This window comes from Pseudonocardia hispaniensis (assembly GCF_042658695.1).
GTDB lineage: Bacteria > Actinomycetota > Actinomycetes > Mycobacteriales > Pseudonocardiaceae > Pseudonocardia > Pseudonocardia hispaniensis.
The window spans coordinates 1-509 of the sequence record NZ_JBHSQW010000042.1; the positions used below are offsets into that span (position 1 = coordinate 1).

A 509-nucleotide genomic window follows, 5' to 3' on the forward strand; every position below is an offset into this window, starting at 1 on the left:
CCCTTGGCGATGGCGTTCTTGGGGTCGGCGTCCACCGCGACCGGCCGGCCCAGCTGCTCGGACACCAGCTGGGCCACCAGCGGGATCCGCGAGGACCCGCCGACCAGCAACACCGCGGTCAGCTGCTCGGGGGTCAACCCGGCCGAGTCCACCGCCCGACGCAACGCGGCCACCGTCTCCTCCACCCGCGGCCGGATCATCTGCTCGAACTCGCTGCGATGCAACCGCACCGAGGCCTGCACCCCGGGCACCACCACCGGCACCGTCACCTCGGTATCGGCACTGAGCGCCTCCTTGGCCTCGGTGCACTCCCGCCGCACCCGCGCCACCGCCCCCAGCACCGCCGGATCCGCCTCGTCCAACCCCTCGAACGCCTCCGGACACCCGGCCAACACATGATCGAACACCGCCTGGTCGAAATCCACCCCACCCAGCCGCTCGATCCCCTCCGGCCGCCCCAGCAACCCGAACCCGGCCCCACCCGCACCCGGATCCCCCTTGCGCACCAC

Annotated in this window: 1 protein-coding gene; it reads right to left on the reverse strand. The window is 72.9% G+C overall.

All coding sequences use genetic code 11. The annotated features are described in order from the left end of the window. Window positions 1–509: Hsp70 family protein (locus ACFQE5_RS20180; RefSeq protein WP_379587256.1), on the reverse strand; the 509-nt coding region annotated here is incomplete at both ends.